Source organism: Actinoplanes sp. NPDC024001 (assembly GCF_040638955.1).
Classification (GTDB): domain Bacteria; phylum Actinomycetota; class Actinomycetes; order Mycobacteriales; family Micromonosporaceae; genus Actinoplanes.
This window is the reverse complement of record NZ_JBEZZB010000127.1, coordinates 1-24,782: the sequence shown is the minus strand read 5'-3', so window position 1 is coordinate 24,782 and position 24,782 is coordinate 1. Positions and strand designations below refer to the sequence as shown.

23 protein-coding genes are annotated in these 24,782 nt (G+C 72.3%); 9 read left to right on the top strand and 14 right to left on the bottom strand.

From position 1 onward, the window contains the following. The first annotated feature begins 62 nt into the window (after window positions 1-62). Both AB0F81_RS36510 and AB0F81_RS36505 read left to right on the top strand, forming a co-directional pair. Window positions 63-1,415, top strand: coding sequence for a methionine--tRNA ligase (locus AB0F81_RS36510; RefSeq protein ID WP_360204940.1), 1,353 nt, complete (start codon window positions 63-65; stop codon window positions 1,413-1,415). 96 nt (window positions 1,416-1,511) lie between these two features. Then, complete coding sequence (locus tag AB0F81_RS36505; RefSeq protein ID WP_360204938.1) at window positions 1,512-3,851, top strand: RICIN domain-containing protein; 2,340 nt, start codon at window positions 1,512-1,514, stop codon at window positions 3,849-3,851. Window positions 3,852-3,890: 39 nt separating this feature from the next. Here AB0F81_RS36505 and AB0F81_RS36500 read toward each other — a convergent pair whose 3' ends face one another. Next, complete coding sequence (locus AB0F81_RS36500; RefSeq protein ID WP_360204935.1) at window positions 3,891-5,159, bottom strand: vanadium-dependent haloperoxidase; 1,269 nt, start codon at window positions 5,157-5,159, stop codon at window positions 3,891-3,893. A 321-nt stretch (window positions 5,160-5,480) separates the two neighbouring features. On the opposite strand from AB0F81_RS36500, the gene AB0F81_RS36495 reads away from it, so the two are divergent. Beyond that, window positions 5,481-6,611, top strand: coding sequence for an LCP family protein (locus tag AB0F81_RS36495; protein ID WP_360204933.1), 1,131 nt, complete (start codon window positions 5,481-5,483; stop codon window positions 6,609-6,611). Here the strand turns inward: AB0F81_RS36495 and fahA are convergent. The 4 genes from fahA to hppD are packed head-to-tail and all read right to left on the bottom strand — an operon-like array spanning window position 6,595 to window position 11,013. Continuing rightward, window positions 6,595-7,806: a fumarylacetoacetase gene (gene fahA / locus AB0F81_RS36490; protein ID WP_360204930.1), complete on the bottom strand. Its 1,212-nt coding sequence runs from the start codon at window positions 7,804-7,806 to the stop codon at window positions 6,595-6,597. The two genes, AB0F81_RS36495 and fahA, sit on opposite strands and share 17 nt — an antisense overlap. Further along, window positions 7,803-8,576 carry a hypothetical protein gene (locus AB0F81_RS36485; RefSeq protein WP_360204927.1) on the bottom strand — a complete coding sequence of 258 codons (774 nt, stop codon included), beginning with the start codon at window positions 8,574-8,576 and terminating at the stop codon, window positions 7,803-7,805. The genes fahA and AB0F81_RS36485 overlap by 4 nt, the downstream gene beginning before the upstream one ends. Beyond that, the gene (locus tag AB0F81_RS36480) at window positions 8,573-9,778 is read right to left on the bottom strand and encodes a cupin domain-containing protein (RefSeq protein WP_360204924.1); all 1,206 of its coding nucleotides are present in this window, start codon (window positions 9,776-9,778) and stop codon (window positions 8,573-8,575) included. Before AB0F81_RS36480 ends, AB0F81_RS36485 begins: the two co-directional genes overlap by 4 nt. A gap of 29 nt (window positions 9,779-9,807) precedes the next feature. Then, the gene (gene hppD, locus AB0F81_RS36475) at window positions 9,808-11,013 is read right to left on the bottom strand and encodes a 4-hydroxyphenylpyruvate dioxygenase (RefSeq protein WP_360204922.1); all 1,206 of its coding nucleotides are present in this window, start codon (window positions 11,011-11,013) and stop codon (window positions 9,808-9,810) included. Between the two features lie 252 nt (window positions 11,014-11,265). Between hppD and AB0F81_RS36470 the strand changes: the two genes are divergently transcribed. From AB0F81_RS36470 to AB0F81_RS36460, 3 genes are all read left to right on the top strand, one after another. Then, a complete protein-coding gene (locus AB0F81_RS36470; RefSeq protein ID WP_360204920.1) occupies window positions 11,266-11,463 on the top strand; it encodes a hypothetical protein in 198 nt (65 codons plus the stop codon). Between the two features lie 96 nt (window positions 11,464-11,559). After that, a complete protein-coding gene (locus AB0F81_RS36465) occupies window positions 11,560-13,713 on the top strand; it encodes a glycoside hydrolase family 3 C-terminal domain-containing protein (protein WP_360204917.1) in 2,154 nt (717 codons plus the stop codon). Window positions 13,714-13,730: 17 nt separating this feature from the next. Further along, entirely contained in the window at window positions 13,731-14,441 is a 711-nt protein-coding gene (locus AB0F81_RS36460) for a hypothetical protein (protein WP_360204914.1), read from the top strand. Here the strand turns inward: AB0F81_RS36460 and AB0F81_RS36455 are convergent. Then, the gene (locus tag AB0F81_RS36455) at window positions 14,370-15,626 is read right to left on the bottom strand and encodes a hypothetical protein (protein ID WP_360204911.1); all 1,257 of its coding nucleotides are present in this window, start codon (window positions 15,624-15,626) and stop codon (window positions 14,370-14,372) included. The genes AB0F81_RS36460 and AB0F81_RS36455 overlap by 72 nt on opposite strands. 10 nt (window positions 15,627-15,636) lie before the next feature. Beyond that, a complete protein-coding gene (locus AB0F81_RS36450; RefSeq protein ID WP_360204908.1) occupies window positions 15,637-16,389 on the bottom strand; it encodes a hypothetical protein in 753 nt (250 codons plus the stop codon). A 120-nt stretch (window positions 16,390-16,509) separates the two neighbouring features. On the opposite strand from AB0F81_RS36450, the gene AB0F81_RS36445 reads away from it, so the two are divergent. From AB0F81_RS36445 to AB0F81_RS36435, 3 genes are read left to right on the top strand one after another with little or no spacing between them, the layout of a single operon-like run. After that, window positions 16,510-16,734, top strand: coding sequence for an ABC transporter permease (locus AB0F81_RS36445; RefSeq protein WP_360204905.1), 225 nt, complete (start codon window positions 16,510-16,512; stop codon window positions 16,732-16,734). A 20-nt stretch (window positions 16,735-16,754) separates the two neighbouring features. Continuing rightward, a complete protein-coding gene (locus AB0F81_RS36440; RefSeq protein ID WP_360204902.1) occupies window positions 16,755-17,771 on the top strand; it encodes an AraC family transcriptional regulator in 1,017 nt (338 codons plus the stop codon). Window positions 17,772-17,793: 22 nt separating this feature from the next. Next, the gene (locus tag AB0F81_RS36435; RefSeq protein ID WP_360204900.1) at window positions 17,794-18,624 is read left to right on the top strand and encodes a MerR family transcriptional regulator; all 831 of its coding nucleotides are present in this window, start codon (window positions 17,794-17,796) and stop codon (window positions 18,622-18,624) included. Here AB0F81_RS36435 and AB0F81_RS36430 read toward each other — a convergent pair. The 7 genes from AB0F81_RS36430 to AB0F81_RS36400 all read right to left on the bottom strand — a co-directional run bounded on the left by AB0F81_RS36430 (window position 18,610) and on the right by AB0F81_RS36400 (window position 24,707). Next, complete coding sequence (locus AB0F81_RS36430; protein WP_360204898.1) at window positions 18,610-19,590, bottom strand: SMP-30/gluconolactonase/LRE family protein; 981 nt, start codon at window positions 19,588-19,590, stop codon at window positions 18,610-18,612. The genes AB0F81_RS36435 and AB0F81_RS36430 overlap by 15 nt on opposite strands. Before the next feature lie 10 nt (window positions 19,591-19,600). Further along, window positions 19,601-20,344, bottom strand: coding sequence for a histidine phosphatase family protein (locus AB0F81_RS36425; protein WP_360204896.1), 744 nt, complete (start codon window positions 20,342-20,344; stop codon window positions 19,601-19,603). A 3-nt stretch (window positions 20,345-20,347) separates the two neighbouring features. After that, complete coding sequence (locus tag AB0F81_RS36420; RefSeq protein WP_360204893.1) at window positions 20,348-21,370, bottom strand: phosphotransferase family protein; 1,023 nt, start codon at window positions 21,368-21,370, stop codon at window positions 20,348-20,350. Next, window positions 21,367-22,104, bottom strand: a complete 738-nt coding sequence (locus tag AB0F81_RS36415) for an SDR family oxidoreductase (protein WP_360204891.1) — start codon at window positions 22,102-22,104, stop codon at window positions 21,367-21,369. The genes AB0F81_RS36420 and AB0F81_RS36415 overlap by 4 nt, the downstream gene beginning before the upstream one ends. 73 nt (window positions 22,105-22,177) lie before the next feature. Beyond that, window positions 22,178-22,954, bottom strand: a complete 777-nt coding sequence (locus AB0F81_RS36410; RefSeq protein WP_360204888.1) for an SDR family NAD(P)-dependent oxidoreductase — start codon at window positions 22,952-22,954, stop codon at window positions 22,178-22,180. Continuing rightward, window positions 22,951-24,168 (bottom strand): acyl-CoA dehydrogenase family protein, encoded by a 1,218-nt coding sequence (locus AB0F81_RS36405; RefSeq protein WP_360204885.1) that lies wholly within the window; start codon window positions 24,166-24,168, stop codon window positions 22,951-22,953. Before AB0F81_RS36405 ends, AB0F81_RS36410 begins: the two co-directional genes overlap by 4 nt. A gap of 80 nt (window positions 24,169-24,248) precedes the next feature. Then, complete coding sequence (locus AB0F81_RS36400) at window positions 24,249-24,707, bottom strand: EAL domain-containing protein (RefSeq protein WP_360204882.1); 459 nt, start codon at window positions 24,705-24,707, stop codon at window positions 24,249-24,251. Window positions 24,708-24,782: the final 75 nt, after the last annotated feature.

Genomic DNA, 24,782 nt, shown 5'->3' with positions numbered 1-24,782 from the left:
ATTCGCCACCAGCAGCCCCTGGCATCAGGGGCTGCTGCCGGGGGCGGATTTCGGAGATCGTGATGAGCTTCTACGTCACCACCGCCATTCCCTACGTCAACGCGGCGCCGCACCTGGGCCACGCCCTGGAGCTGGTGCAGGCCGACGTGCTGGCCCGGCACCGGCGCCTGCGCGGCGACCCGGTGCGGTTCCTGACCGGCACCGACGAGAACGCGCTGAAGAACGTGACCGCGGCCGCCGCGGCCGGCGCCGACGTCGCCACCTTCGTCGCGGCGAACGCCGACCGGTTCGCGGCGCTGGCCGGGCCGCTCCAGCTGTCGTTCGACGACTTCCTGCGGACCAGCCGGGATCCGCGCCACCGCGACGGGGTGCGGGAGCTGTGGCGGCGCACCGCGGCCCGCGGCGATCTCTACCGGCGCGGCTACACCGGCTGGTACTGCCACGGCTGCGAGGAGTTCCGCGACACCGCCGGGCGCTGCCCGGAACACGGCGCCGCGCCGGAGCGGATCACCGAGGAGAACTGGTTCTTCCGGCTATCCCGCTACGCCGGCGCGATCACGGACGCCCTGGAGTCCGGGCGGATCCGGATCGAGCCCGCCGCCCGGCGCAACGAGGTGCTCGCGTTCGTCCGGGCCGGGCTGACCGACATCAGCGTCTCCCGGCCGGCCGCGCGGGCCGGCGGCTGGGGCATCCCGGTGCCGGACGACCCCGGGCAGGTGATCTACGTCTGGTGGGACGCGCTGGCGAACTACCTGACCGCCGACCCGGCCGCGTGGCGGGACGCGACCGAGCGCGTGCACGTCATCGGCAAGGGCATCGTACGGTTCCACGCGGTGCACTGGCCGGCGCTGCTGCTCTGCGCCGGCGAGCCGCTGCCGACCGCGATCGCCGTGCACGACTACCTCACCGTGGACGGCGCGAAGATCGCCAAGAGCGCCGGGACCGCGGTCGACCCGTTCGCCGTGGCCGCCCGCTACGGCGGTGACGCCCTGCGCTGGTGGCTGCTGCGCGAGCCGGCCCGCGCCGCCGACACCGACTTCACCGAACAGCGGCTGCTCACCCGCTATCACCAGGACCTGGCCAACGGGCTGGGCAACCTGGTCAGCCGGACCGCCGCCCTGGCCCGCCGCCGTCCGGAGCTGGAGCCGGGCGAGCCGCTCGGCGCGGACCTGCCGGACCGGATCGACGGTGCCCTGGCGGACTTCGACTTCCGGGCCGCCACCGGCGCGATCACGGACGTGGTCGCCGAGGCGAACCGCTTCGCCGAGCAGGAGCGCCCCTGGGAACTCGCGGACCCGGACCCGGTCCTCGCCCGGCTGGTGGCGACCTGCCGCCTGCTCACCCACGAGCTGGCCCCGTTCCTCCCCGCCGCGGCGGCCCGGGAGCCGGGCCCGTTCTTCCCGCGGATCTCCTGACGGATTTTCGTTGTCGCCCGTCTCCGGCGGCATCTACTGCGGTGGACCTCCGGCATCCCCCGCCCGGAGGCCACCATCCCCTGCGAGAGGAACACCATGCTCAAGAAGATGACCCCGCGGCGGCGCCGCGGGGTGATCGCCGCGGGCGCGGTCGTGGTGGCCGTGCCGACCGCCATGGTCGCGATCTCGATGCTGCCGGCGGCCGCCGCGGTGGCGCCGGTGGCCGGCGGCGTCTACACGCTCGCCTCGGCGTCGAGCGGCAAGTGCGTCGACGTGACCGGCGCGTCCACCGCCAACTCCGCGCTGCTGGTCCAGGTCTCCTGCAACGCCGCGGCCACCGACCAGCAGTGGAAGGCCGTCGCGCAGGCGTCCGGGCAGTTCAACCTCGCCAACGGCAACAGCGGCCGGTGCGCCGACGTGCCCAGCGCCAGCACGGTCTCCGGCACCCAGCTGCAGCAGTACGGCTGCGGCGACGGCCAGAAGACCAACCAGCTGTGGACCTTCGCCGCCTCGTCGGCGGCGGCCGGCAAGTACCTGATCAAGAGCGTCGCCACCGGCCTGTGCGTCAGCAACAGGGACGGCTCCACCGCCGGCAACAACCCGGTCGTGCAGGAGACCTGCGCGGACGTCGCCCGGATGCAGTGGTCCTTCACCTACGTCTCCGGACCGACGGCGCCGGCGACGACCACGCCGCCGGCCACCGGCGGCCGGCAGATGGAGGACCTCGATCGGGGCCTGATCAGCGTACGGTCGGGCAGCGCGAACCTCGTCTCCTGGCGGCTGCTCGGCACCGAGGCCACGAACACCGGCTTCAACGTGTACCGCGGCGGCACGAAGCTGAACGCCTCGCCGATCACCAACTCGACGAACTACCTCGACGCGGGCGCCGCCGCGACCGCGTCGTACACGGTCCGGGCCGTGGCCGGCGGCGTGGAACAGGCCGCCTCCCCGGCCTCGCTGAGCTTCGCCAACGGCTACCTGGACGTGAAGCTGCAGGTGCCGCCGGCCGGCAGCGACTACACCTACTCGGCGAACGACGCCTCAGCCGGGGACCTGGACGGCGACGGCGACTACGAGATCGTCGTGAAGTGGGACCCGTCGAACGCCAAGGACAACTCGCAGTCCGGCGTCACCGGCAACGTGTTCGTCGACGCGTACACCCTGCAGGGCACCCGGCTGTGGCGCATCGACCTGGGCCGCAACATCCGGGCCGGCGCGCACTACACCCAGTTCCAGGTGTACGACTACGACGGCGACGGCAAGGCCGAGGTCGCCATGAAGACCGCCGACGGCACCCGGTCCGGCACCGGCGTGGTGATCGGCAACGCGAGCGCCGACCACCGCAACTCCGCCGGCTACATCCTGACCGGCCCGGAGTACCTGACCATGTTCAACGGCCAGACCGGCGCCGCGATGTCGACGGTCGACTACACCCCGGCCCGCGGCACGGTCAGCAGCTGGGGCGACAGCTACGGCAACCGGGTGGACCGGTTCCTGGCCGGCACCGCGTACCTGGACGGGCAGCGGCCCAGCCTGATCATGGCCCGGGGCTACTACACCCGCGCCGTGGTGGCCGCCTGGGACTTCCGCAACGGCACCCTGACCAGCCGCTGGGTCTACGACTCCGGCAACACCAACACCGGCGCCTACGGCCAGGGCAACCACAACCTGTCCATCGCCGACGCGGACGGCGACGGCAAGGACGAGATCATGTACGGCGCCGCGGCGATCAACGACGACGGTAGGCTGCTGTGGCGCAGCGGCCTGGGCCACGGCGACGCCCTGCACGTCGGCGACTTCCTCCCGTCCCGGGCCGGCCTGGAGGTCTACCGGCCGTCGGAGAGCACCACCCAGCGCACCGACGCGATGCTCGACGCGCGGACCGGCGCGATCATCTGGTCGCACGCCACCTGCGGCTGCGACAACGGCCGGGCGGTCGCCGGTGACGTCTACGCCGGCAGCGCCGGGGCCGAGGCCTGGTCCTCGTCGGTCGACGGCCTGTCGAACACGGCCGGGCAGAACATCGGCCGCAAGCCGTCCTCGACGAACTTCCTGGCCTGGTGGGACGCCGACCCGGTGCGGGAGCTGGTGGACGCCACCCGGGTCGACAAGTACGGCACGGGCGGGGACACCCGGCTGCTCACCGGCTCCGGGGTGGCCTCCAACAACAGCACCAAGCAGACGCCGGCGGTCTCCGGCGACCTGCTCGGCGACTGGCGTGAGGAGATCGTCTGGCGCCTGTCGGACTCGTCGGCGCTGCGCATCTACAGCACCCCGACGGTCACCGACCGGCGGATCACCACGCTGATGCACGACTCGCAGTACCGGGTGGCGATCGCCTGGCAGAACACGGCGTACAACCAGCCGCCGCACCCGAGCTTCTTCCTCGGCAACGGCATGAGCACGCCGCCGCAGCCGAACATCTACGTGCGCTGAGCCGGTGAGGGCCCGGCCGTGTGCCGGGCCCTCGGTCTCTCAGTCGTGCCGGGGGCCGAACTCGGTGCGGAGCACGTCGCGGGCGACCGCCCTGCCGATGTCGATCCCGTGCACGGTGGCGAACCGGTAGTGCACCCCGGCCCAGATCCGGGCCTCGGCCAGTTCGGCGGTGGCGGCGGCGAAGCTGGTGTAGTGCCGGGTGGTGCCGGAGTCGGCGCTGTAGGCGTGGAACGCGACGCGGTCACGGCCGAAGAAGGCCCGCAGCACGGTCATGATCGACGCGGTGAAGCAGGAGTGCCCGGACGGGTACTCGGCGGACGGCGCGGTGGTGCGCAGCGGCGTCCAGGACTCGTCCGCCGTGGTGGCCGGGTTGCCGTCGGTGCCGGCGAGCGGGATCGCGGTCACCGGCCGCCAGAACGCCCAGCGCTTCTTCTCGCTGTAACAGGAGATCAGCGCGTCGGCGGTGGCGATCTCCACCATGGCGAACAGACGGGCGGTCTGCAGCGCGCTGAGCCGGTGGTCCTTCGCCAGGTTGCGTTTGATCTCCCACTCGACCATCCGCGGGTCGTCCCACCAGATCGCCGCCTCGGTCTGGTCGGCGGTGCGGGTGGTGCTGGCCGCCGAGCCGAGCGACTGCACCTCGTTGAGCTCGCGCGCCCAGGTGGCGCTGCTCAGGGCGGGCGGGGCGGGGACCCGGTAGGCCTTGGGGTCGCGGAGCACGAACGGTTTCAGGTCGGCGTACCACGCTCCGGCCTGGATGAAGCCGGGCGGCGTGGGCCGCCACTGGCCGGGCTGGTCGCCGACCGGCCAGGTGGCGTCGGAGAACGCGCCGTCGTCGCGGCGAGATTCGATCATGGCGGCGGCCGCGGCCTCGCCGACGGCGACGCCGCCGCGCTCCGCGCTGCCGTCCGGGACCGCGGCGAGGGCCGCGTCGTACTGCGCGGCCAGGGTGGTGGCCTGGGCCGGGAAGAGGCTGACCAGTACGCGGTGAGCCGCGGCCGCCACCGCGGCGGGCACCGAGTCGCGGGGCCGGGACCGCGGCGCGACCAGGTACGGCTCGTACGGGCTGCCGGCGATCGCGTTGACCGCGTCGTAGACGGCGCCCTGGACCATCGCGAAGCTGCGCAGCCCGGCCGTGGGCGACTGCCGGGCGGTCTCGTAGATGGCGGTCTGGGCGTGCAGGTTCCAGGTGATGACGGCGTCGGACCTGGTGGCGGGCGCGGCCTGGGCGGCGGGCGTGAGGGCCGGCGCCGCGGTCAGGACGAGTGCGGTGAGCAGGATGCCGGTGCGGCGGAATCGATGTGCCATGGGATACCCCCGTGGTCGGAAATCGGTTCCAGCCTTCTGCCGCCGCGCGGATCAGACAACGCAGTGACGGATATGCGCCTGCTCCATTTACAGAACTCGATGTCTCGCGCTAGCGGCGCAATCGGACATCCGTCGTCACCCGGCAGTCGCCCGGTCGTCCTCATAGGATGAACAACAGAGGGTGACCGTGCCGGCGGCGCCGACATCAAATCACATCGAAACGGACTTGCCGAAGGCGGGGGTCCGCCTGCCGTCATGGCGTTTGCAGGGTAATGCGATCATGCTGAATCGTTGGTCGGACCGGTAACCGGGGGAGATCGGGTGGCTGAAACCGCGAAGCGTCGCGCACCGTTGTGGGCTCGGCTCTGCCTGGCCGGCGGTTGCGTGGTCCTGGTGGCCAGCGGCGGGACCGCGGTCACCGGCCAGGCGCTGATCTCGAAGTACACGGGAGCGGTCACCGACAACAGCCTTCTCGACGCGCAGGCCGCCGAGGCCGCCCCGAAGACGAACCTGCAGAAGGGCGCGCTCAACATCCTGCTGGTCGGCATCGACCCGCGGGACGCGAAGACGCCGCCGCTGTCCGACTCGATCATCGTGGCGCACATCCCGGCCGACCGCAGCCGCGCCTACCTGTTCTCGATGCCCCGCGACCTGTATGTGGAGATCCCGGAGTTCCCGGCGGCGAACGTCCGGACCCACCACGCCAAGATCAACGCGGCGATGGCACTCGGCAGCCAGGCCGGCAACGGCAAGATCAAGGTCTCGCAGGGCTTCCAGCTGCTCTCCAAGACGGTCAGCAACCGCACCGGGATCAAGAAGTTCGACGCCGGCGCGATCATCAACTTCGGCGGCTTCAAGAAGATCGTCGAGGCGATGGGCGGCGTCAACATGATCATCGATCAGGACGTGAAGTCCGAGCACCTCAAGCCGGACGGCAGCCCCCGCGACCGGCTGTCGCAGTGCCAGGGGCACCACCGCTGCTCGCGGCCCTACACCGGCCCGCAGAAGGTCTACAAGAAGAGCAGCAAGCCGGTGCACCTGGAAGCCTGGGAGGCGCTCGACTACGTCCGCCAGCGTTACGGCCTGCCCCGCACCGACTACGACCGCCAGCGCCACCAGCAGCAGTTCATCAAGGCGATCGCGAAGCAGGCGATGAGCAAGGACATCGTCACCGACCCGGGCAAGCTCACCAAGGTGATGGGCGCGGCCGGCGACTCGCTGACCTTCGCCGGCGGCGACCACAGCATCCTCGACTGGGCCCTGGAGCTGCGCGACCTCAACGTCGACGACATGGTGACGGTCGACCTGCCCGGCGGCGGTCTCGGCACCGGCGGCGACTACAAGGGCGAGCAGTTCGACGAGTCGGTCGAGGGCTTCTTCGACGCGGTGCAGAAGGACGAGGTGGGCGAGTTCCTGCTCGACCACCCCGACTTCGTCAACAAGGAGGGCTGATCCGCCCGCGCAGCTCGCCGAGGCCGATCACGGCGCCGGCCGGGCCCGGGGCGGTCGCGGTGATCACCACCTCGTCGCCGTCCTCCAGGAAGGTGCGCACCGAGCCGTCCGGCAGCTTGATCGGCTCCTGGCCGCCCCAGGACAGCTCGATCAGCGAGCCGCGCTGATCCGGGTGCTCGCCGCTGATCGTGCCGGAGGCGTAGAGGTCGCCGGTGCGCAGCGACGCGCCGTTGGCGGTCAGGTGCGCCAGCATCTGCGCGCCGGTCCAGTACATGCCGGCGAACTCGGGCCGGGACACGACGTGGCCGTTGAGCCGCACCTCCAGGTGGATGTCCAGGCCCCACGGCGGGCTCTGCGCGTCGTCGAGGTAGGGCAGCAGCGGCACGGTTCGCTCCGGCGGCGCCACCCGGGCCTGCTCCAGCGCCGCCAGCGGGACGATCCACGGCGAGACCGAGGTGGCGAACGACTTGCCGAGGAACGGGCCGAGCGGCACGTACTCCCAGGCCTGGATGTCGCGGGCGGACCAGTCGTTGACCAGGCAGACCCCGAAGACGTGCTCGGCGAACGCGGCCTGCCCGACCGGCCGGCCCAGCGCGGAGCCGGTGCCGACGACGAAGCCGAGCTCGGCCTCGATGTCGAGACGCTGCGACGGCCCGAAGCTGATCTCGCCGTCCGGGCTGCGCCGCTGCCCGGACGGGCGCGTCACGTCGGTGCCGGAGACCACGACGGTGCCGGCCCGGCCGTGGTAGCCGATCGGCAGGTGCTTCCAGTTCGGGGTCAGCGGGTCCTGCCCGGGCCGGAACATCCGGCCCAGGTTGGTGGCGTGGTTCTCCGAGGCGTAGAAGTCGACGTAGTCGGCGACCGTGAACGGCAGGTGCATGACCGCGTCGCCGGCCGGCACCAGGTGTCCTTCGAGCAGCTCGCGGTAGACCTCGTCGGTGAGCCAGGTGGTCACCTGCTCGCGCACCTCGGCCCAGGTGCGCGGCCCGGCGGCCAGCAGCGCGTCCAGCGACGGCCCGGCCACCGCGGCGGCCAGCTGCGGGGCCAGCCGCCGCACCGCCGCCGGCAGGTCGATGATCCACTCGCCGATGGCGACACCCACCCGCGGGTGCGGGTCGGCCGCCGTGCCGAACACCCCGTAGGGCAGGGTGGCGATGCCGAAGGGATGGTCGGCCGGGACGTCGAGCCAGGTCAAGAGAGATCCTCCGGGAGAAGAAGTCCGTGGTGCAGCAGGCCGTCGACCGGCTCGCTGACGCTGCACGTGCCGAAGCTGACGAAGTGGTGCCGGACCGCCTTGGCCAGGACCTCGTCGATCCCGCCGACCGCGGCCGCCACCCGTTCGCCGTCCTGGTCCGCCAGGGCCCGCTCGATGTCGTAGCCCTGCAGGGCCTGGGCGGTGGCCAGGATGACGTTGAGGTAGCCGTGGTGCTCGAAACCGGTCACCGGATCGCGATGCCGGACCGGGTCGTGCAGGCCCGCGGTCAGTTTGAACGCGATCCCGCCACGGACGGCGGTCCAGAGCGCGCGGGCCAGCTGTGCCTCGGTCGGGAACGCGTCCGCCCGTACCCCGCCGGTCCTGATCTTGAGGCGCGAGCCGGCGTCGCGCAGGGCCGCGACGCGCGTCGCGGTGATCTCCGCGCAGGGGATCTCGGTGTACGCCGGAAGCGCTCCGCCCGGGGTGAGGCCGGGCCCCTCGACCGCGACCAGGTGCACCTCCGCGGCCTCCGGGAGGTCGGCCGGGCCGGGCAGCACGAGCGACACCGGCACGGGCGGCCCGCCGGCGGCCGCCGCGACCAGTTCGTCCCAGCGGGCCAGCGAGCAGACGAACGGGCCGAGCAGCGGCGCGAGCGGCGACGACTGCCGCTCGCGGTGCGCCGCCACCGCCTCGGCCATCGGCACGTTGCCGGGCGGGAAGATCGCCGCGTCGTCGAACAGGCGCAGGAACAGCGGGTTCAGCGCCTTCACGAGCTCGGTCCCCGGCCCGCCCAGGTCCAGGCGTAGCGGCCGTCGTCGCTGATGCTGCCCCCCTCGCCGAGGCCGAGCGGCCGGAACGTGTCGACCATGACGGCGAGCTCGTCGAAGCGCTCGGCGCCGAGGCTGGCCTCGATGGCGCTCGGCTGCGGGCCGTGCGAGTGCCCGCCGGGGTGCAGGGTGATCGAGCCGACGTTGATGCCGGAGCCCTTGCGGGCCTCGTAGTCGCCGCCGACGTAGAACATGACCTCGTCGCTGTCGACGTTCGAGTGGTAGTAGGGGACCGGCACGGCGAGCGGGTGGTAGTCGACCTTGCGCGGCACGAAGTTGCAGATCACGAAGTTGTTGCCCTCGAAGACCTGGTGCACCGGCGGCGGCTGGTGGACCCGCCCGGTGATCGGCTCGAAGTCGGCGATGTTGAACGCGTACGGGTACAGGCACCCGTCCCAGCCGACCACGTCGAACGGGTGGTGGGGCAGCACGTGCACGCTGCCGGCGAGCCCGCCCGGCCCGTCGCCGCGGTGCTTGAGGTAGACCTCGACGTCCTGCTCGTCGCGCTGCTGCGGCGCGCTCGGCAGGCGCAGGTCGCGCTCGCAGTACGGCGAGTGCTCCAGGAACTGCCCGTACCGGGAGAGGTACCGCTTGGGCGGGGCGATGTGGCTGTTGGCCTCGATCGCGTAGAGCCGCAGCGGCTCGTGCCCGGCCGGCACCCAGCGGTGCGTGGTGGCCCGCGGGATGATCACGTAGTCGCCGGTGGCCACCTCCAGGTCGCCGAAGACCGTCTCCACGGTGCCGGCGCCGGCCTCCACGTAGACGCACTCGTCACCGGTGGCGTTGCGGTAGAGCGGGGACGCGGTGCCGCAGACGACGTAGTTGAGCCGTACGTCGGCGTTGCCGAGCACCAGGCGCCGGTCGCGCACCGCGTCGCACGACTTCCACTCCTCGCCCTCGAACAGGTCGTGCAGTTTCAGGTGCCGGGGCAGCAGCGGCTGGTTGGCGATGGTCGCCTGGTTCGGCAGCTGCCAGATCCGGGCGCCGACCACCGCCGACGGGACGTGGCGGTGGTAGAGCAGGGAGGAGTCCGAGGAGAAGCCCTCCTCACCCATCAGCTCCTCGTAGTAGAGCTTGCCGCTCGCGTCGCGATGCTGGGTGTGCCGCTTCGGCGGGACGCTTCCGGCCCGCTGGTAGTGCGCCATGTCGAACTCCTCCCTCCCGGGTCCTCGGCTCAGAAGTTGCCGCGCTTCTCCTGCTCGCGCTCGATCGCCTCGAACAGCGCCTTGAAGTTGCCCTTGCCGAAGCCGAGGGAGCCGTGCCGCTCGATCAGCTCGAAGAACACGGTAGGCCGGTCGCCGGTCGGCTTGGTGAAGATCTGCAGCAGGTAGCCGTCCTCGTCGCGGTCGACCAGGATGCCGCGCTTCTGCAGCTCCTCGATCGGCACCCGGACCTCACCGATGCGGGCCCGCAGCTCCGGGTCGGAGTAGTACGAGTCCGGCGTGGCGAGGAACTCGATGCCCTCGGCGCGCAGCACGTCGACGGTGCGCAGGATGTCGTTGGTGGCCAGCGCCAGGTGCTGGGCGCCCGGACCGCGGTAGAACTCGAGGTACTCGTCGATCTGCGACTTCTTCTTGCCCAGGGCCGGCTCGTTGAGCGGGAACTTGACCCGGTGGTTGCCGGAGGCCACCACCTTCGACATCAGCGCCGAGTAGTCGGTGGCGATGTCGTCGCCGATGAACTCGGCCATGTTGGTGAAGCCCATGACCCGGTTGTAGAAGTCGACCCACTCGTCCATGTTGCCGAGCTCGACGTTGCCGACGATGTGGTCGAGGGCCTGGAAGATCCGCTTCGGGGCGCCCTCGCGCTTGCGGTGCGTCGAGGTGCGGGCGACGTACCCCGGCAGGTAGGGCCCGCTGTAGTGGTCGCGGTTGACCAGCGTGTGGCGGGTCTCACCGTAGGCGGCGATCGCGGCCATCCGCACCGTGCCGTGCTCGTCGGTGACGTCGTGCGGCTCGACCAGGATGGTGGCGCCCTCGTCCCGCGCGTGCTTGATGCACTTGTCGACGTCGGGCACCTCGAGGGCGATGTCGGTGATGCCGTCGCCGTGGCGGGCGTGGTGGGCGATGATCGGGCTGTCCGGGTTCACGCCGCCCTGGATCACGAAGCGGACCGCACCGCTCTTGAGCACGAACGACATGTGGTCCCGGTTGCCGGTCTCCGGACCCGAGTAGGCGACCAGCTCCATCCCGAACGCGGACTGGAAGAAGTGCGCGGTCTGGGTGGCGTTGCCGACCGCCCACACGATCGCGTCCCACCCGGTGACCGGGAACGGGTCGTTGCCCGAGTCGTACTCGACCAGCCCGACGAGCTGCTTGAGCGTGCCGAGGTCGAGTTCGGCGAGCCGCTCCTCGTTCGTGAGGGTGTCGTGGAAGGACATGGTGCTGAAGCCTCCTACAGCTGGGGCGGGCTGACGCCTCTCAGCTTGGTAAACCGCCGTGAGCTGCACAACAAGCACAGTTTTGAGCGGGCAGTTTGCTCAAAGTCACCACGTCGGACCGGCTTCGGCTGAGCAATCTGCCCACCCGATCAAGCGGCCGTGACACGGTGGGCTAGTTTGGCGGGTGCCCGACGGCTTTCTCCCGTGCGGGCGGCATTCGTGTTTCACTGAGGGGATCAGTGAGGGGAGTCGATGATGCGAATCGCCACGGTGCTCGGGTTGCTGGCGGCCGGTGCGGCGATCGCGGCCGGCGTCGCGGTCGGCGGGACCTCCCTCGCGTGCGAGCCGGAGCCCGGCCCCGGCTCGGTGCTCTACATCCCCGAGGAGCTCGGCCCGCCGGTTCCGGCGCTGGACGAGATGTCCTGGCCGGCGGAGGAGGACCACCTGTAACCAGGTGTGTTCTGTGCTAGTTCTCGTTCAGGACGTCCTATCGGTGAGCGTCACTGCGGCAGAAGGATGAACGCAGTCTCCCGATAGGAGTTCGCGGTGCGCAGACTGCTTCCCGTCCTGCTGATACCCCTGCTGCTGACCCCGGCCTCGCCCGCCCGGGCGCAGACCGGCGACGAGTGCCGCGGTGTGCCGTGGATGGATGCCCGCAAGTCGCCGGAGAAGCGGGCCCTGGCGCTGCTCGCGGCCAGCAGCCGGCACCAGAAGTACCGGTGGCTGGTGGAACAGCCGGCCAACAGCCCGCGGCAGACCACCTGGCCCGGCGACGTCGTCTATCCCGTGCAGGTGCCGTGCACGCCTACCGTGGTCTACTCCGACGGGCCGGACGGGGTGCGCTTCACCCCGGGCGTGACCGCCTTCCCGGCCACGATCGCCACGGCCGCCACCTGGAACCAGCGGCTGGCGTACGCGAAGGGCGCCGCACAGGCCGGCGAGGCGTTCGACAAGGGCAAGAACGTGCTGCTCGCGCCCGGCCTGGCCAGCGGCCGCACCCCGCTCTCCGGCCGCACCCCCGAATACCTCGGCGAGGACCCGCTGCTCACCGGGCTGATCGCGGCGGCCGGCACGCGCGGCATCCAGTCCGGCGACCGGGTGCTCGCCGCGCTCAAGCACTACGTCGCCAACGAGCAGGAGCTCGACCGGCAGACCAGCTCGTCGAACGCCGACGAGCGCACCCTGCGCCAGCTCTACGACCTGCCGTTCGAGATCGCCGTCGACCGGGGCCGGCCGGAGAGCGTGATGTGCTCCTACAACCAGATCAACGGCGTCTACGCCTGCGAGAACCCGCGCCTGGCCGAGGTGCTCAAGGGCGACATCGGCTTCGACGGATACGTGATGTCCGACTTCGGTTCGGTGCACTCCACCGCGCCGAGCCTGGTCAACGGCCTCGACCAGGAACTGAACCGGCCGGTCTGGTTCACCCCGGAACGCCTCGACGCGGCGCTGGCGGCCGGGCAGATCACCCAGCGGCAGATCGACGCGGCCGCGTTCCGGGTGGTGCGCTCCTACCTCCGGGGTGGGTTGTTCGACCATCCGTTGCCGGCCACGCCGGTGGCCGACGCCTCCACGGCCGCGCACAAGGCCGTCGCCCGGCAGGTCGCCGAGCAGGGCTCGGTGCTGCTGAAGAACGACCGGGCGCTGCCGCTGCGGCCGCGTTCCGGCGACACCATCGCGGTGATCGGGCCGACCGCCTCCGCCACGCCGGCCAACGGCATCAGCGCGAACTCGGTGTGCAGCCTGCCGTGGCGGTTCGGCACCCCGCAGACGTTGCCGTGCGAGGACCTGATCTCGCCGGAGCAGGGCATCCGGGAGCGGGCCGCGCGGGCCGGTGCCACGGTCACCTTCGACAACGGCAGCGACCCGGCCACCGCGGCGGCGGCCGCGGCGAACGCCGACGTCGCGGTGGTCTTCGGCTATCAGCGGACCGGCGAGTTCACCGACCTCACCGACCTGCGGCTGCAGGGCGGCGGGGACGCGCTGATCGCCGCGGTGGCGGCGGCCAACCCGCGTACCGTCGTGGTCCTGCAGACCGGCAGCGCCGTGGAGATGCCCTGGCTGGACGCCGTGCCCGCGGTCCTGCAGACCTGGTACGGCGGCGAGCAGATGGGCCCGGCCGTCGCCGCCCTGCTCTTCGGCGACACCAACCCGTCCGGGAAGCTGCCGATGACCTTCCCGCGCTCGCTGGCCGACACCCCGACCGCCGGGGAGCCGGCACGCTACCCGGGCGTAGGCGCTCCCATCCGCCAGGTCTCCTACAGCGAGGGCCTCAAGGTCGGCTACCGCTGGTACGAGGCGGAGGGCGTCGACCCGCTCTTCGCGTTCGGCCACGGCCTGTCCTACACCACCTTCGCCTACGGAGAACCGCAGGTCAGCAGCGATGCGCGCGGCGGGCTGCGGATCCGGTTCCGGCTTTCCAACACCGGCCGGCGTACGGGTACCGAGGTCGCCCAGGCCTACGTGACCCTGCCGGCCGCCACCGGTGAGCCGGCGCGACGTCTCGTCGGCTGGCAGCGGGTCACCCTCGCCGCCGGCGAGCACCGCACCGTCGAGATCACGCTGAGCCGCGCCGACCTGAAGGATCTCCACCTGCTCGAATACTGGTCCGGCGGCTGGCGGACCGCGCCCGGCACCTACCGGGTGCACGTCGGCGGATCCTCGCAGGCGACGCTGAGCGACACCTTCCGGGTGCGCTGACGTCGTAGCATCGCCGAATGCGCCGACGTCGATGGATCATCGCGATGGCCGCCGTGGCCGGGCTCCTCGGAGTCACCGCGGCGGCCGTCGCGATCGCGGCGCCGGCGGTCGCCGCGACCGCGTGCCCGCAGTGTTACGGCCTGACCAGCCTCGGCGACGGCGTCTACGCCGAACGCGACGACCCCGCCTACCGCCCGATGCTGGACGCCGCGGACGCGCGCATCACCGCCTTCTACGGCGGCCGCACCGTCGAGCCCCGGGTGCTGATCTGCGCCACCGGCGCCTGTTACCGCCGGATCGGTGGCGGCGGCGAGAAGGGCCGGACCATCCGCACCTGGGCGCTGCTGCTGTCGCCGAAGGGCGCGACCGAGACCATCGCCACGCACGAGCTGTCGCACGGCGAGTTCCACCAGCGCCTCGGCGCCGCCCGCGACCGGGTGCCGCAGTGGTTCGACGAGGGCCTGGCCGTGCTGGTCTCCGAGGACGAGCGCTACCTGCGGCCGGGCGCCGGCGCCGCCCGCTGCCGCGTGCCGCTCGACGAGGCGCTGGCGATCACCCGGACCGACTGGTCGGCGCCGTCACCCGGCCCGGTCGACGGCGGATATCTGCGGGCGGCCTGCGTGGTGAGCGACTGGGCGCACCGCAACGGCGGCCCGTCAGCCGTCCTCACCCTGATCGACCGGCTCCGCGCCGGCGCCGCCTTCGAAGAGGTCGTCACCGTCCCCTGACCGCGCGGCCGGCGCGATCAGGGTCCGCGCGCGGATGGTGAAGTCGCGCAGGAACAGGCCGCCCCAGTCGTCCGGCGCCATCATGGTGATCTCGACGCGCAGCTTGTGCCGGCCGTCGGACGGGTCGATCGGGAACTCCCGATGGCCGCGCGGCTGCCCGTCCGCCGGCGGGTCGACGGTCACGCTCTTGACCCGCCGCAGGTTGCGCCGGACATTGTCGATCGAGTCCCAGTAACCGGGCCGGTCCTCGGTGACCGTGACGGCGAGCGTGGGCAGGGCGGCGCCGGCGGGCAGCGCCAGGTACCACACGGTCGTGCGCTCCTTGGCGACGAAGCCGCAGGAGTTGATCCGGTGGAAGCCGGAGTTGCTGACCGCACCGACCCGCCACACGACCGTCGAGCGGGGCCAGCCGGGATCGGCCGGGCGGGCGGCCAGCACGGCGCCACCGGGCTCCCGGGCGTAGGCGACCGAGTCCAGCGGATGGATCTCCAGGTGGTTGTGCTCGTCGTCGTCGGTCGGTTTGTCGTTGACGAACGCGCCCTGCAGGTAGACGCGGCCCCCGATGATCGCCGAGTTGGTGCGCCGCTGGTCGACGGCCGCCACGGTCTCGGTGGTGCCCTGCTGGTCGTTGGCTTCCCAGCTCCAGTACTCGGACGCGGTCTCGGCGTTCGGATGCCTGCCGTCCGGCGGCCGGCGCAGCGACAGGATGCCGTCCATGTCGTTGGACCACCACTGCCGCCCGAAGATCTCGTCCTCCCAGCGGTTCACCACCATCCACTCGCAGAAGAGGGTGTCGCGCAGCCGCCCGAGCCGCTCCAGCCGTGCCCGGACGGGGCCGTCGAGATCCGGGTAGATGTGCCAGTCCAGCTCGTCGTCGGAGCGGCCCATGAACAGGCCGATCCGGCGGCAGATGCCGTCGACGAGGATCTGCGCCTCCTCCCGCGACGGCGAGCGCAGCTCCACCGGGACCGGCATCTTCCGGTAGTTGGCCTCGTTGCACCACTGCCACTCGAGGTGCCGCATCACCAGCGCCACCGACACCGGGCCGGTGAGCGGGCCCAGCCCGGGACGGATGTCGAAGGGGTTCAGGTTGTGCTGCTCGGCGCGGCGGACGAGGTCGTCGCGGACCGACACCGGGCCGGACAGCCCGAGACAACCGGCGATCGCGCGCATCGACCTGGTCATCGTCGTGCGCTCACCGGAGGCAGACGAGCACCGGCAGCAGGCCGGTGCCGTCCGGCAGCGGGCGCAGCGCCTTGCCGATCACCGCGCCGGTGGCCCGGGCCAGGTCAGCGGCGGGCATCGCGTGGCCGGGCGTCGCCGCGGTGGTGAGCAGGTCGCCGGCGCGGACCGGCCGGTCGGTGGCGTCGACCCGGCAGAACACCTTGCCGAGCATGGCCACCGGCACGCGCGGCCGGCCGCCGGGGCGCCGGTCGAGGACCAGCGCCGGCCGGTAGCCGCCGGCGCCGGACACGACGCCGGCCACCCGCGTGTCGTAGGGCTCGCAACTGAGCCGGACGCCGCCGTCGGCGTCCAGCACCACGACGGAGCCGGGCTCCGGGGTCTCGTCCGTGGCGCACTCGAACTCCTCCGCGCAGTCCGCGTTCTGCAGCACGATGTCGCCGGCGGCGCCGTTGAGGTGGATCGACGTGGCGCCGGAGCCGTCGATGACGAACACGTCGCCGGCGTTGCCCTGCGACCCCACCCGCAGCTGACTGTTCGGCGCGTGGAACTGCAGGACGTCGCGGCCCGCGGCGTCGCGCACCACCAGCAGCATCCGGCCGCCGTCGAGGTGGAACTTGAACCCGCCGTCGTCGCCGCGGATCCGCAGGTCGCCCTCGTTCCCGGTGGCGCCGAGGTCGAGGGCCGCGAAGTCGGCGTCGAACAGCAGCACCTCGCGGTTGTCGGTGTCGACCACGGTGAGCCGGTCAGTGATGCGTTCGGCCATGACGCCTCCCTGTGCCAACTCGCAGTCTGCCAGCCGCGAGCGCGGCGCCGCGTCGCCGAGGCGACAGCACCGGGCGCCGATTCCATCGACGATGACAACTGCCGTACGGGAGGAGCCGTGATGCGCAACCGCTTCTGGGTGGAACTCGGCCTGGCCGGCCTCACCGCCGTGCTCACCGTCGTCACCCTGATCTCGCGCGAATGGATCGAGATCGTCTTCGGCGTCGACCCGGACGGCGGCAGCGGCCTGCTCGAATGGGCCATCGTCGCCGGCCTGGGCCTCGCGACGCTGCTGTTCGCGGTGCTGGCCCGGCTGGAGTGGCGGCACGCCGCGACCGAGCACTGAGCGCGCGTTAGTCTTCGGCGGTGTCGCTGGTCCGCTCGGCAGGTCTGCAGAAGTTCCGGGAGACCGTCGAGCAGCTCGGTGGCGACCCGGTGCTCTACGCCCGGCAGGCCGGCCTGCCCGCCGCCGCGCTCGACACCGACGACCTGCTGATCGCCGACACCGCGATCGCCGCCGTGCTGGAGATCGCGGCGGTCGCGCTGCGCTGCCCCGACCTGGGCCTGCGGGTCGCCTCCGCGCAGGACCTGAGCATGCTCGGGCCGCTCGCCGTGGCGATCCAGCACTCGCCGTCGGTCGGCGACGCCCTGGAGTGCACCTCGCGCTACATGTTCGTGCACGCCCGCGACCTGCACGTCGCGCTGATCGACGACCCGGAGGGCGTGCCGGGGATCAGGGGCCTGCGGTACGCGTTCGGCGACGGGGTGCGCCCGCTGCCGCAGGCCACGGACATGACCATGCTGTTCGTCCACCGGGCGGTGACCTTCCTGGTCGGCGGCGGGTACGGGCTGCGCTCGGTGGACCTGCCGCACCAGCCGGCCGCGCCCCGCGAGCGGTACGCCGAGGCGTTCGGCGCCGCGGTCCGCTTCGGCCGGCCGGAGGCGCTGCTGCGGGTGCCGGCGAGCCTGCTCGGCCGGCCGCTGGAGGGCGTCGACGCCACCCTGCGCAGCCTGGCCCTGGCGTTCCTGTCCCGGCAGTCGCCCGGACCGGGCACGGCGGTGTCGTCGCGGGTGCGCACGGTGCTCGCCCAGGCGCTCGGCACCGGCTCGACGGAGCTGGCCGACGTCGCCCGGGTCCTCGCCGTGCACCCGCGCACCCTGCAGCGCGAGCTCGCCGGTGAGGGCCAGTCGTTCGCGGGCATCCTCGACGGCGTGCGCCGCTCCCGCGCCCGCACCTACCTGACCACCACCGACATGCCCCTCGCCCAGGTGAGCCGGCTGCTGGGTTTCGCCGAGCAGGCCGTGCTCAGCCGCTGCGCCCGCCGCTGGTGGGGGATGAGCCCGTCGGCGTTACGCGAGTCGGCCCGCTTGCCCTTGCAGTAACCACAAGGGGGAACCTGGTGGCATGTTGTCGATCAGCGAATTCGCCGAGATGTGCCATCTGACGCCGCAGACCCTGCGCTACTACCACGCGGAGGGCCTGCTGGTGCCGGCCGGCGTCGACGAGCGGACCGGCCACCGGTCGTACGCGTTCGAGCAGGTGGAACAGGCCATGCTGATCACCCTGCTGCGCGACACCGGGATGAGCGTCAAGCTGGTCCGCGAGGCCCTCGACGAGCCGGACCGGGCGCTCGCCCTGCTGGAGAGGCACCGCGACGACGTCGAGCGGCAGCGCGTGGCACAGGACGAGGCGATCCAGGCGGCCCGGGCGGTCTTCGACGCCCAGCCGCAGGTGCGGCCGCGGCACGTGCCGGCGACGACCGTGGTCGCCGCGTTCGTCCACGACACGCCGCTCGGCCGCGACGCGCGCGAGTGGGAGCAGGCGGAGAACCTGATCGCGGCGGCGACCGCCGAGCTGGTCGCGCAGGTGGAGCGGGCCGGCCTCACCCGGCGGGGCCGGCCGTGGCGCACCCTGGCGCTGGAGACCCCGGGGCGGGACCGCCGGGTCCTCGACGGCGAGGGGCCGTTCTGGCTGGTCAAGGTGCCGGTGTCGGGAACCGCGGAGGCGCTGGCGGCGCTGCCCGCCGGTCTGCTGGTGCAGGAGCAGCCGGCGCGCGACGAGTTGTCGATCTTCATGCCCGGCCGCAACACGATGGCCAAGTACGGCACGGTGATCCTGCGCCTGCTCAACGCCGGCCCGCTCGACGGCGGTCAGCTCGTCAACGTGGCCCACCTGCGCCAGGAGATCCACGAGGACGGGGTCCTGACCAGCGCGCCCGTGTTACCGGCGGGGTGACTCCAGCGTCACGACCGCCACGTCGTCCTCGATCAGGCTGCCCAGCACGACCGTGCCGTCGTGCTCGGCGACGGCGGTGACGAAACCGTAGGAGCCGTCGGTGGCGCGCAGGTCGTGGACCAGCTTGCCGTCCAGGTCGAAGGCCATCACCCAGGCGACGATGGCGGCCCGGGGGCGGACCGCCTCGGGCAGGTTCCAGACCAGCACCCGCAGGAGGCCGGGCAGCGGGAGCAGCCGGTCCAGCAGCGGGTTGCGCGGTGCGACGATCGCCACCCAGAGCAGGCCGTCGCTGCCCAGGTACATGTTGTCGGGGAAGCCGGCCAGATTCTCGGCCAGCACGTCGGTCGTCCCGGCCGCCGGGCCGGTGAGCCAGTGGCGGCGGATCCGGTATCCGGCCGTCTCGGCGAACAGCAGGTGCGACTCGTCGGGCGCCAGGACCAGCCCGTTGGCGAACTTCAGGTCGTCCAGCACGGTGGTGACGGTGCCGTCCGGGTCGCGGCGCAGCAGCCGGCCGGTGCAGGAGTGCTCGAAGACGTCGCCGAGGTGGTTCGCCAGGTCCCAGCGCAGCGACGACGAGGTGAACCAGACGGTGCCGTCACGGCTCTCCACCACATTGCTGGGGAAAGGCGTCTCCACCAGCGTGGTGACGGTGCCGTCCGGGCGTACCTCGAGGAGGCCTTTGTCGTGGTCGCAGACCAGGACGCCGCCGTCGGCGCGGGCGTGCAGGCCGAGCGGGCGGCCGCCGGTGTCGGCGAGCACGGTGCGCTCGCCGGTGGCCGGGTCGAGGCGGACGATGCGCCCGTCGCCGACGCCGGCGATGACCCGGCCGGCCGGGTCGAAGACGACATCCTCGGGCCCGTGCCCGCCGGTCGGCAGCCGGCCCAGCACGGTCAGCGGCGCGGTGGGACCGGGGTCGGTGACCGAGGGTGGGGTCCAGCGGCGGGGACGGATGAGGCGGCGGGGCATCGGGCCCTCCTCAGCGGTAGGTGAGCAGGCGCGGTGCGGATTCCAGGTGCGTGTGCTCGTTGTAGGTGGACATCCACAGCCCGCGGCGCCCGGAGACCAGTTTCGTGACGCCGGTGTTGACCGCGACCCGGTTGAGCGCGGCCCACATCGCCGCGACGGTGGCCGGATCGCCCTTCGGCCCGGCGGTCAGCATCGCGACGGCCAGGGCGATCGGGCCGCCGGAGGTGACCGCGACGATGTCGCGGTGCTGGCGCAGCAGGTCGCCGGCGCGTTCCAGGGCGCCCGCGATCCGCTCCCGGAAGGCCGGGAACGACTCGGCGTACTCCGCGTCGTTCTCGCCGGAGCACCAGCGGCCGGTGGCCGCCTCGAAGATCTCCTGGAAGGCGCGGCCGGGCTCGTCGCTGCGCGCGAGCTCGGCCGCGAGGTACGCACGGTCGCGGTACCGCGGCTGGTGGATCTCCACCACGTGCTGGAAGTCGAACTCGTCCCAGCCGGGGTCCGCGGTCACCGGGATCGCCGGGTCGCCGGGGCCATCGAGGCTGAGTCCCTCGAGGCTGAGTCCGTCGAGGATCCCGCGGACCGTGCCCGCGTGCCGGCGCAGCGACCCGCACAGCACCAGATCGGGCCGGATTCCCCGCCGCGCGAACGACTCGCCGAGCACCCGGGCCTGCTCACCGCCGAGCCCGGACAGCTCGTCGTAGTCGTCCGCGCCGAACGACGCCTGACCGTGCCGGACCAGCAAGAGCCGCCCCACGCGTTACCTCCCCGCCCGGCGGATGATCCGCCGGCACCGTGCCTCCAGCATCAGGCTCGCCACCCAGAAGTGCCGGAACGCCGGGTTGCGGGTCTGCCGGTGGTGGTAGCGGTAGTAGATCTGCTGCACGATCACCGCCAGCCGGAACAGCCCGAAAACCTCGTAGAACGCCCACTGCCGGTCGGAGAGATCGATGCCCCTGCGCGTGCAGTAGTAGTCGACCACCTCCCGCCGCGTCAACATGCCGGGGGTGTGGGTGGGCTGGCGCCGGAACGCCCGGAACAGCGGCCCGTCGTCGGCCTGCACCCAGTAGGCCAGGGCGCCGCCGAGGTCCATCAGCGGGTCACCGATGGTCGCCATCTCCCAGTCGAGCAGCGCCACCGGCCGCGCCGACGACCGGTCGAGGACCACGTTGTCGAACCGGAAGTCGTTGTGGATCAGGCAGGCGCCCCGGTCGGCGGGCTGGTTGTCGCGCAGCCACGCCATCACCGTCGCGAACGAGCCCACGTTGCGGGTGCGGGCCGCGCGATAGCGGCGACTCCAGCCGTCGACCTGGCGGGACACGTAGCCGGCGCCGCGGCCCAGGTCGGCGAGGCCGGCTGCGGCCGGATCCACCGAGTGCAGGTCGGCGAGCAGGTCGAGCGCCCCGGTGCACAGCCGCCGGACCTGGTCTTTTTCAAGATCAAGGCCGAGCTCCTTGCGCGGGATGTGCCCGTCGACCCGGCGCATCACGTAGAACGGCGAGCCGATCACCGACTCGTCGTCGCAGTACGCGACCATCTCCGGCACGTAGGGGAAGACCGGGGCGAGCGCGGACTGGATTCGGAACTCGCGGCCCATGTCGTGGGCGCTCGCCGCCTTCGTCCCGGCCGGCGGGCGGCGCAGGATCAGGTCGTCGCCGAGCAGATAGGTCAGGTTCGAGGCGCCGCCGGAGAACTGCCGGACCTGCGGCACCCCGTCCAGGCCCAGCCAGGCGGCGACCGCGGCGACGTCGAAGGCGTCCTCGGCGCGGACCGGTGCGGTCACGCCAGCCTCCGGACCACCGACAGCGGCAGGGTGCGCATCGCGACGCCGATCGGCACCCACGGCCAGGCCGGGACATAGGCCTTGACCTTGCGCTTCTCGATCGCGGCGACCATCGCGCGGACGCCGGTCGGGGTGTCCACCATGAAGCGGGTCTTCTGCTGCACGTGCGCGTTCATCTCGGAGCGGATGTAACCCGGGTAGATCACCGAGACGTCGACGCCGCGGATCCGCTCCGAGCGGACGCCCTCGGCGATCGCGGCGACCCCGGCCTTGGTGGCCGCGTAGGTGGTCATCGACTTGCGCATGCCGCGCAGCGCCGACATCGAGGAGATCAGCACCAGGTGGCCGCCCTGCTGGGCGCGGAAGATCTCCAGGGCGGCCTCGGTCTGGGCCAGCGCGCCGACGAAGTTGACCATCGCGGTGGCCCGGTTGGCGTCCCACCGGCCGCTGCCCAGTGGGGCGCCCTTGCCGAGGCCGGCGTTCACGATCACCCGGTCGATGCGCCCGAACTCCGCGGCGAACTCACGGAACACCGTGAACACCGCCTCGTCGTCGGTGACGTCGAGCCGGCGTACGCTGACCCGCCGGTCCTTGAGCTCGTCGCGGAGCGCGTCCAGGCGGTCGGTGCGCCGCGCGCAGAGCGCGAGGTCGTAGCCGAGCGCGGCGAACTGCCGCGCCATCTCCTCGCCCAGCCCGGCGCTCGCGCCGGTGATCAGGACGACGCCCTTGCTCATGCCGGCACCTCCGCTTCGCTGCGGCGTCGACATGAGGCCATGACTGAGCTGACTGATTCGCTCGCGAGCTCGCTCATTGCTCCGACTCCATGATCTTCGTGCCGGTGGCGATCATCCGGCGGTCGTACAGGACACGGGCGAGCCGTTTGGTCCAGAACGCGACCCGCGCGGGCCGGTCCGGCATGATCAGGAACTTGCCGGCGCCGACCGCCTGCAGCACCCGGGCGGCGATCTCGTCGGCGCCCAGCGGGGCCCGGTTGATCAGTTTGGTGGCGACCTGCTCCATCATCGGGTCGTCGCCGGACATCGAGGCCGCCAGGTTGGTGCGGAAGAACGTCGGGCAGACCACCGAGACCCGCACACCCCACGGCCCGAGCTCGTGGCGCAGCGTCTCGGACAGCGCCACCACGGCGGCTTTCGAGGCGTTGTAGGAGCTCATCGCGGGAGCGTGCACCAGGCCGGCGGCCGAGGCGACGTTCACCAGGCGGCCGCCGCGCTGCTCCTTGAACAGCGGCGCGAACGTGCGGCAGCCGTGCACCGCCCCGAGCACGTTCACGGACAGCACCCGCTGCCAGTGCTCCGCGCCCAGCCGGTCGATGCGGCCACCGGCGGCGATCCCGGCGTTGTTGACCAGCATGTCCAGGCCGCCGAACTCCGTGCGTACCCGCTCCAGGGCCGCCGCCCAGTCGGCCTCGGCGGTGATGTCGAGCTTCTGGAAGGCCGCGCCGTCCGGCAGGACGGCCGGCTCGGTCACGTCGGTGACCAGCACCTGGTCGCCGCGGGCCGCGCAGCGCGCGGCCAGCGCGGCGCCCAGCCCGGACGCGCCGCCGGTGATCAGTACGCGGCTCATCGGCTCGCTCCGTGCCGGGCCAGCTCGATGCGGGCGATGACACCGCGGTGCACCTCGTCCGGACCGTCGGCGAGCCGGATCGCGCGGGCCGCGGTCCACGCCGAGGCGAGCGGGAAGTCGCTGGAGAGCCCGGCGCCGCCGTGGATCTGCATGGCGAAGTCGATCACCTGCTGGGCGACCGTGGGCGCGGCCACCTTGATCTGGCTGACCTCGGACATCGCGGCCAGCGGGCCCTCGGTGTCGAGCTTCCACGCCGCGTGCAGGATCAGCAGCCGCAGCGAGTTGATGGCGATCCGGGCCTCGGCGATGCGCTCCCGGTTGCCGCCCAGGTTGACCAGCGGCTTGCCGAACGCGACCCGCGACAGGCCGCGCTCGCAGGCCAGGTGCAGGGCGCGCTCGGCGAGGCCGACCAGGCGCATCGCGTGGTGCACGCGGCCCGGGCCGAGCCGGCCCTGGGCGATCTCGAAGGCGCGGCCGGGGCCGGCGATCACGTTCGACAGCGGGACACGGACGCCGGTGAACGACACCTCGCCGTGCCCGAACGGTTCGTCGAAGAAGCCCATGGTGTCGAGCATCCGCTCCACCCGCACGCCCGGCGTGTCGATCGGGACCAGGACCATCGAGTGCTGGGCGTAGCGGTGCGCGCCCGGGTCGGTCAGGCCCATCACGATCAGCACCCGGCAGTCCGGGTGGCCGATGCCGGTGGTCCACCACTTGCGGCCGTCGAGCACCATCTCGTCGCCGTCGACCACCGCGGTGAGCTGCATGTTGGTGGCGTCGGAGGAGGCCACCTCCGGCTCGGTCATCGCGAACGCGCTGCGGATCCGCCCGTCCAGCAGCGGTTCCAGCCAGCGTTCCCGCTGCTCCGGCGAGCCGTAGCGGAGCAGCACCTCGGCGTTGCCGGTGTCCGGGGCGTTGCAGTTGAGGACGTAGGGCGCCAGGTGCGACCAGCCGGTGGCCTCGGCGATCGGGGCGTAGTCGACGTTCGACAGGCCGGTGCCGTGCGGGCCGTCGTACTCGGCGGGCAGGAACAGGTTCCACAGGCCCTGGGCGCGCGCCTTGCGGCGCAGCTCGTGCACCTCCTCGGGCACCCGCCAGCGGTCACCGCCCGCGGTGCGGCGCAGCTCCCGCTCCACCGGTTCGATCTCGTCGCGGACGAACGCGCGGACCGCCTCGGTCAGCGCGGCGGCGCGCTCGGAAGGGGTGAAATCCATGCGACCAAGCTAGGGCCTCCAGCCCGGCAGCACTTGATCCAGAACGACAAGCATTTGATCGTACGCGACAAGCGCCGTTCTCAGGCGGCCTGCCGGCTGCCCTGCTCCACCATGGCGTCGATCGAGTCGGCCGGCATCGGCCGGGCGAAATGGAAGCCCTGCGCGTGTGGGTAGCCCAGCTCGACCAGGCGCTGCGCCTGCTCCGCGGTCTCCACGCCCTCCGCGACCAGGTCCAGCTGCATGGTCGCGGCGATCCCGGCCAGCGCGGTCACGATGGCCTCCTGCTGCGGGGTGCCGCCCAGCCCGTCGACGAACGACTTGTCGACCTTGATGGTGTCGACCGGGCAGGTCCGCAGCAGCCCCAGCGAGGAGTGGCCGGTGCCGAAATCGTCGAGGGCGATCGCGATGCCCTGCGCCGACAGGGCGGCGACGGCGGCCAGCGCGTGCCCGCCGCCGAACACGGCCGTTTCCGTGACCTCGACGGTCAGGCAGCCGGGCGGCAGACCGTGCCGGGCCAGGGTGGCGGCACGGCGTCCCATGGGCCGGCGCGGGAATCCTGCTCGGCGCTGCGGTCGTGCTGGTGGCTGCCGGAGCGCTCTGGTTCAACCGCCGTG

Bases quoted from the DNA above. Each gene is read 5' to 3' on its own strand.
- AB0F81_RS36510 (WP_360204940.1), top strand. From the start codon at position 63: ATGAGCTTCTACGTCACCACCGCCATTCCCTACGTCAACGCGGCGCCG.
- AB0F81_RS36410 (WP_360204888.1), bottom strand. From the start codon at position 22,954: ATGAGCCGCGTACTGATCACCGGCGGCGCGTCCGGGCTGGGCGCCGCG.
- AB0F81_RS36445 (WP_360204905.1), top strand. From the start codon at position 16,510: ATGCGCAACCGCTTCTGGGTGGAACTCGGCCTGGCCGGCCTCACCGCC.
- AB0F81_RS36450 (WP_360204908.1), bottom strand. From the start codon at position 16,389: ATGGCCGAACGCATCACTGACCGGCTCACCGTGGTCGACACCGACAAC.
- AB0F81_RS36430 (WP_360204898.1), bottom strand. From the start codon at position 19,590: ATGCCCCGCCGCCTCATCCGTCCCCGCCGCTGGACCCCACCCTCGGTC.
- AB0F81_RS36405 (WP_360204885.1), bottom strand. From the start codon at position 24,168: ATGGATTTCACCCCTTCCGAGCGCGCCGCCGCGCTGACCGAGGCGGTC.
- hppD (WP_360204922.1), bottom strand. From the start codon at position 11,013: ATGTCCTTCCACGACACCCTCACGAACGAGGAGCGGCTCGCCGAACTC.
- AB0F81_RS36505 (WP_360204938.1), top strand. From the start codon at position 1,512: ATGCTCAAGAAGATGACCCCGCGGCGGCGCCGCGGGGTGATCGCCGCG.
- AB0F81_RS36415 (WP_360204891.1), bottom strand. From the start codon at position 22,104: ATGAGCAAGGGCGTCGTCCTGATCACCGGCGCGAGCGCCGGGCTGGGC.
- AB0F81_RS36435 (WP_360204900.1), top strand. From the start codon at position 17,794: ATGTTGTCGATCAGCGAATTCGCCGAGATGTGCCATCTGACGCCGCAG.
- AB0F81_RS36500 (WP_360204935.1), bottom strand. From the start codon at position 5,159: ATGGCACATCGATTCCGCCGCACCGGCATCCTGCTCACCGCACTCGTC.
- AB0F81_RS36455 (WP_360204911.1), bottom strand. From the start codon at position 15,626: ATGACCAGGTCGATGCGCGCGATCGCCGGTTGTCTCGGGCTGTCCGGC.
- AB0F81_RS36470 (WP_360204920.1), top strand. From the start codon at position 11,266: ATGATGCGAATCGCCACGGTGCTCGGGTTGCTGGCGGCCGGTGCGGCG.
- AB0F81_RS36400 (WP_360204882.1), bottom strand. From the start codon at position 24,707: ATGGGACGCCGTGCCGCCACCCTGGCCCGGCACGGTCTGCCGCCCGGC.
- AB0F81_RS36460 (WP_360204914.1), top strand. From the start codon at position 13,731: ATGCGCCGACGTCGATGGATCATCGCGATGGCCGCCGTGGCCGGGCTC.
- AB0F81_RS36480 (WP_360204924.1), bottom strand. From the start codon at position 9,778: ATGGCGCACTACCAGCGGGCCGGAAGCGTCCCGCCGAAGCGGCACACC.